Origin of the sequence: Bifidobacterium mongoliense DSM 21395 (assembly GCF_000741285.1) — a bacterium.
GTDB classification, from domain to species: Bacteria; Actinomycetota; Actinomycetes; order Actinomycetales; family Bifidobacteriaceae; genus Bifidobacterium; species Bifidobacterium mongoliense.
Genome location: NZ_JGZE01000006.1, coordinates 1 through 5,622, shown reverse-complemented (window position 1 = coordinate 5,622; position 5,622 = coordinate 1). Strand labels below are relative to the sequence as shown.

At 42.5% G+C, this 5,622-nt stretch carries 9 protein-coding genes and 1 pseudogene; 1 reads left to right on the top strand and 9 read right to left on the bottom strand.

The window, feature by feature from the left end; genetic code table 11:
• The 3 genes from BMON_RS03400 to BMON_RS09490 all read right to left on the bottom strand — a co-directional run.
• A partial coding sequence (locus BMON_RS03400; protein ID WP_193345832.1) for a helix-turn-helix domain-containing protein occupies positions 1-423 on the bottom strand: 423 nt, incomplete at its 3' end.
• A gap of 109 nt (positions 424-532) precedes the next feature.
• Positions 533-805 (bottom strand): CorA family divalent cation transporter, encoded by a 273-nt coding sequence (locus BMON_RS10760; protein WP_272944900.1) that lies wholly within the window; start codon positions 803-805, stop codon positions 533-535.
• A 29-nt stretch (positions 806-834) separates the two neighbouring features.
• Entirely contained in the window at positions 835-1,482 is a 648-nt protein-coding gene (locus BMON_RS09490) for a CorA family divalent cation transporter (protein WP_081882842.1), read from the bottom strand.
• A 354-nt stretch (positions 1,483-1,836) separates the two neighbouring features.
• Here BMON_RS09490 and BMON_RS09485 point away from each other — a divergent pair.
• Positions 1,837-2,998: pseudogene (locus tag BMON_RS09485) on the top strand (IS3 family transposase).
• A 296-nt stretch (positions 2,999-3,294) separates the two neighbouring features.
• On the opposite strand, the gene BMON_RS10165 reads toward BMON_RS09485, so the two are convergent.
• The 6 genes from BMON_RS10165 to BMON_RS03385 form a co-directional block, all read right to left on the bottom strand.
• A complete protein-coding gene (locus tag BMON_RS10165) occupies positions 3,295-3,435 on the bottom strand; it encodes a hypothetical protein (protein ID WP_152595832.1) in 141 nt (46 codons plus the stop codon).
• An 11-nt stretch (positions 3,436-3,446) separates the two neighbouring features.
• On the bottom strand, positions 3,447-3,698 hold the full coding sequence (locus tag BMON_RS09480) for a GlsB/YeaQ/YmgE family stress response membrane protein (RefSeq protein ID WP_003680323.1): 252 nt from the start codon (positions 3,696-3,698) through the stop codon (positions 3,447-3,449).
• Between the two features lie 14 nt (positions 3,699-3,712).
• Entirely contained in the window at positions 3,713-4,255 is a 543-nt protein-coding gene (locus BMON_RS03395; RefSeq protein ID WP_033513759.1) for an Asp23/Gls24 family envelope stress response protein, read from the bottom strand.
• Between the two features lie 27 nt (positions 4,256-4,282).
• A complete protein-coding gene (locus tag BMON_RS03390) occupies positions 4,283-4,468 on the bottom strand; it encodes a DUF2273 domain-containing protein (RefSeq protein WP_033513760.1) in 186 nt (61 codons plus the stop codon).
• An 11-nt stretch (positions 4,469-4,479) separates the two neighbouring features.
• Positions 4,480-5,040 carry an alkaline shock response membrane anchor protein AmaP gene (amaP, locus tag BMON_RS09475; RefSeq protein WP_081882841.1) on the bottom strand — a complete coding sequence of 187 codons (561 nt, stop codon included), beginning with the start codon at positions 5,038-5,040 and terminating at the stop codon, positions 4,480-4,482.
• A gap of 63 nt (positions 5,041-5,103) precedes the next feature.
• The coding region (locus BMON_RS03385) for an IS30 family transposase (protein ID WP_034885257.1) at positions 5,104-5,622 on the bottom strand (519 nt) is incomplete at its 5' end.

Sequence of the window (5,622 nt, the reverse complement as noted above, 5' to 3'; positions counted from 1 at the left end):
ACCGCCACATCCCGTGTCATGTTCGCCGACCTGCCCGGCTATGTCCGCGACCGGCTGGCTTTTCGCCGGCTCCACGACCATCGCCTCGAACAACAGCGTGGACCCGCTGCCTGGACGGGCCCACGGCACCGGCACCGCACGCACGCCGTGCTCGGGGCATGATACGCGCGGCACGCCCGCGTGGATGAACGCCTTGTACCGGAAGAAGTTCAAGTGCCGCCACACCCGGTTCCTGACATCATGCATCGGGCACGCCTCCCGCCCGCACTGCGCATGCGGGCAAGAAAAACGCGAGCCGGGCTCGAATCCGATCGTGATGTGCGATTCGCGTCCGCCGCCCTCCCCGTCACGCAACTCCACACCCGAAACCCTCCAGGGATCAGGCAACTGCAAGGCGGCGGTGAACAACAACGTGGTATCCATACCCCCCAAACTACCCGCCAGCCACCTCCACCCGACCAGCCACCCACACCAAACAGCGAAAAGCCACCTTAAAAGATACTAGACAGGTTCTTAGGGTATCACAAATACTTTACGAATATGTTTTGCGTCGCATCCAAAACCAGCAAATTAGGCTTAGTATAACAGAGATAATCAGCACAGCAAAAAAACCATAAGAAGATTTTTCAAACAGGACATCGACATTGATTCCCCAAAAACCAAAAATAATCGCTGGAATAGTCAAAACGATTGATAGCTCTGTTAGAGTTTTCATAATCATGTTTAGCTGATACGAAGACATATTGTTTATCATATTTTCCAAAACATCCAAATATTGGCTGTAACCTAAAATAATTCTATCCATTGTGTCACTTGTATCGTATATCTCATCAATTATTTTTTTGGTGGTAAAATCAATATCATTAATAGTTGTGAAATTTTTTTAATGAAATCCAGCGCTTTGTGATTAGCGCCATAAGTTGTTGACAAAGCTATCATGTATTTGTGAAGAGTCAATAAATTACTAAACGTTGGTCTGCGTGGACCGGACGTTGATATTTTTGAGTCTAAATCATCAATTTTTTCCTTGATTCCACGAAGTTCGTTAAGCATCACATGGGAATTTTTTTGCATGATCTTTAAAAGTACTTCCTCTATGAAATTATTGACATCTCGTAAAACCATATTGGATAAGAGTTCGGGAATGAATTTTAATTTTTGTTTTGTAAAAATTATCAACTTATTTTTAAATACCACGAAAACAACAGATGTCATCAGATTATCTAGATGCCCACCTTCACGTATCTCGGGAAACAGAAAACTTACGAGCAAACTTTTTTCATCGTTCCGATCTATCATCGTGTCACATGCAACTCGATCATCAAACGTTAGTATATTGCCTATTTTAAAGCCATATTTATTTTCAAAAGATTCGATATATTCTCGTTCGTCACCATAAACATAAACAACAGAAGAATTTTTGATATTTGATTCTGACGAAACTAATAATGTATCTTTTGTTAAAGAATAAGTTTTCAGCATTGTAATCCTCCTGCTTTATATTTTTCTCAAAAATAAATGCGTAATTGTTGTGAAATAAATACGTTATCAGTTTTAAAAACATTTTATCTTATGTATGATAACCTGCCAAAAATTTTATCTCACACATTATCTAGACAATCTTGTCTCCAGCTTCTAATGTATTATCTAATTTATAATGGCTCTTTGTCAACCGCTGTTGATGAGAAATCTTTATGAGAAAATGGTAGATTGTAAAATTAATCCGAACGTTGTTCGGACAAAAAGATCAGCTTCCTTTAAAATGGTGTTTGGGTCTGTACTACAATTTCGGACAGAAACATAAGAGAATTGATTTATCCGAAAGGAGTCCTCAAAATGACCTATTCACGCAATCGCTACGACCAAGATTTTAAGAAAAATGCGGTACGTTTGACTTTTAACTCTTCCAAACCAGTTAAAATCATTGCCTCCGAACTTGGTGTTCCTGAAAGTGCCCTGTATCGTTGGCGGAAGCTATATACCGAAGATGGAAAGCAAACGCCGTTTGCTTCTTTAGAAGCTGAGAACCGTGCCTTAAAACGTGAAAATGCCGTATTAGCATTGGAGCGTGATATGTTAAAAAAGCCGCCGCTTACTTTGCCCGTCTCCAGAAGTAACCCCCAGCGATAAGTATGCTTTTATGTTGAGGGAAACCTCTGTTTCTGTGGTAAGGTGGGCGCGTTTGTTAGACGTATCAACGAGTGGTTATTATGCTTGGCGGAGAGCTTTGCCAAAGCGAAACGCCAAAGAAAGGCAATAACGTCAACAAATCAAACACTTTTTTGATCAAGGACAGGGCACTTACGGGCCCAAACGCATCTGCGGTTTATTGCGTAAAAATGGTAATAAAGCTTCCTATCACCGAGTTGCCCGTCTGATGGCTGATGCCGGTCTGTATTCAACGCTCCGTTGTCGTCATCCGAAGAGTTTGACCGATAGCCGCCTTGCTCGTCAAGGTGATTATCCCAATCTAGTGAAACACCAATCTTTTAAGCCGTTTGAAGCCTTATCAAGTGACATTACACAGACGACAACATCAGAAGGAAAAGCTTACATTTGCCAAATAAGGGATTTGACCAGCAACCTAGTGTTAGCTCATCAAATATCCAATCATATGGACACGGATTTAGTCTTAGCGACACTTAAACAAGCCCACCAAAGGTGGGCTTTGCCAGAAACGTGTATTTTTCATAGTAACCGTGGTAGCCAATACACGGCCAAAGCAGTGACAAAGTTGGTCAACCAATATCATTGGCAACGTAGCTTCTCAGCATTGGGAAAACCGGGTGATAACGCTTGGAGCGAAAGCTTCTTTGCCATCATGAAGAAAGAGCTCATTTATCAGATACAATTTAAAGATATCAATGATCTGAGAGCGCAAGTCTTCGCTTACATCGAGACCTTTTACAACCGCGTAAGGGTACAAGCACGCTTAGACTATCTTGCACCAGTAGCATGGCTTTCCTTGTATGACCAAGCTTCACAAAAAGTCGCTTAGCAAACTGTCCGAAAAAGTGTTAACTTCCCTTTACCACAAACCCATCATAAAATTAAAGAATCAGTAAGAATACTATATTTATATCTGTAAAGACAGTTTTTAACTGCTAGGTCATAATGTATAGATAAATAAAAGCAAGCACGTATGTAAAAAAGTGCTTGCTTGGATTAATTATCAAAAAAATTCCAATCTATATTTATAAAGGGTTATCTCCCCAATTTAAATATTGATTAACTGATCTTCAATTGCTCAATTACTTACGTTCTAAGAAGCCTAATACTGATAAATTTGGCTAATTATTCATGTAATTTTTGTTGCAATGTATCACCAATGCCATCTACTTTCTTAGCAGCCAAGACGGTGCCACCGATGAGGACGCCACCTACAATGAGCGTAGAAGCGATCATAAACTTAAATACACTTTTCAAGACGTCCATAAAATTCTCCCTTACTTTTTACTGGTTCGACCAACAACTAATGAAACAATCAAAACTAAAATAATTGCCCCGATGATCGATGGTATCAAAGCCATGCCAGCTAACGAAGGGCCCCAAGTGCCAAGGAGCCCTTGGCCAATCCACGCACCGATTAAACCAGCTACGATGTTTGCAATCCAGCCCATAGCGGCACCACGGTTAGTGATTGCGCCGGCAATGGCACCAATGATTGCCCCGACGATTAATGACCAAATAAGTCCCATATTTACTCACTCCCTTAGTTAACACGACTAGATTTATTGTCAGACGTTACTTTATCAACGCTGTCACCTAATGTTTCCTTCGATTTCTCTGCGCCCTTACTGACGGCTTCCTTCGTTTTGTCTGTGGCATCGCTCAGGCGATCTTGCAGAGAAGTCGAATCTTTTTCATGTTGCTCCTTTGTCTTGATATCAACAACATTCACATTTACCTCAATTACTTCTAATTCGGTCATATTCTTTACTTCCCGAACGATGACATTTTTGATCTTGTCATACAGTTTAGAAATATCAATGCCGTATTCAGCAACAATGTCGAGATCCACTGCAACCTGCTTTTTTCCAACCTCGACATCAATTCCTGATGTGACATCTGAAGTATTAACTAGTTTTTCAGCAACATTTGCGAAAAAGCCGCCATCTACGGTTAATAAGCCATCTACTTCAGAAAGTGCGATACCAACGATCTTTTGAATAACCTTATCATCAAATGTTAAATTGCCTTTAACACCAGACTTTTCGTTAGTTGTTGTTTTCTCACTTGGCGTTCCATACTGCATAATTTTTCCTCCTTATAATTCAAACAGTTATTTAAAAAAATTTGTTAAGATACCAGTTTTTTGAATATAATAACCCGCGGTAATCCCGATTGCCATAAAAATCAAAACAAAAAGCGTCTTGAAAAATCCAAAAGTGATGATAAGGACCGCTAAGAGCAATCCCATAATCCCACCAATCAGTGGCCAAAAATAGGATTTAATGAGTTCAGTCACGATATCACCTCCTAGACAACTCGAGATTCATGCACATTAGCGTCCAACTCATTAAAATCAACGAGTCTGATTTTAATTTTTTTCTGTTCAGAAATTCCAAGACAAATACGCAAATCTTTTTTTAATTGATTAAGAAAATTTGCAGTCTGTTCCTTGGCATTGACTGAATTTAGTAGATCACCCGATATTTTAAGTGTGATCCCTTTTCGTGATAACTTAGATGATACCTTGGGGTTGCCAATAAAGGGCTCATGTTGAAGTGCTGAAAGCACAAAATGTTCAATAGCTTTCTTACTGACGGTCACTTGACCATCAGACTTTTGATGAAGATATAATGATTGTGACCGTGGCCAAAAAAGTGTGGTAAGCAAAAAAATAATTAACAGTACCGCCAGAATTACTCCACTCCAAAAGAGGTATATCGGTTCGTACTGCTCCAACCAACCAAGCTTTAATGACATGGGTGTACTAGTACCAATGGCCGTTGACCAATTTTTAAAGACAAGAACTATGGATAAAGGAAATGCAAGGATAATAAAAACTACTATTAATGCCTTAAATATAAATCGCATATCATCACCACCTTTACCAGAATTATAGCACAACAGGTAGTGATGATTTGCGATTCCCGTTGTCTAGATTGAAGTGCAACACTGTGGCTGGTGGGGTAAGTTTAGCAGTTCCTGCTGGTAGGCTTCGGCGGGTGTCTGGTAGCCGAGCAGGCGCATGGGCCGGTTGTTGATCTCGTTGACGATCGCCTGCAGCTCGTCGGCCATGTCCGGGGTGATTCTGCCGCCTTTGGGCAGGTAGCGGCGTAGCATGCCGTTCCTGTTCTCGTTGCTTCCGCGCTGCCAGGAGCTGTACGGGTCGGCGAAGTAGGTCAGCATGCCCAGGGCCTCCACGGGCGTGGAGTGGCCGGCGAACTCGGTGCCGTTGTCGTATGTGACGCTCCGGCGCGCCGGGGCCGGCAACGGCGAGAATATGCCCAGTTGGGCGACGATGGTGCCGGCCGCGCCCTTGTCGGGGATGATGCGGGCCTTGAGGTATCGGGTCCTGCGTTCGACCTCGGTGTGCAGGTGGCAGCCGACGCTGATGACGCTGTCCGCCTCCCAGTGGCCGAACTCCCCGCGGTCGCTGGCGCACGCCGGGCGATG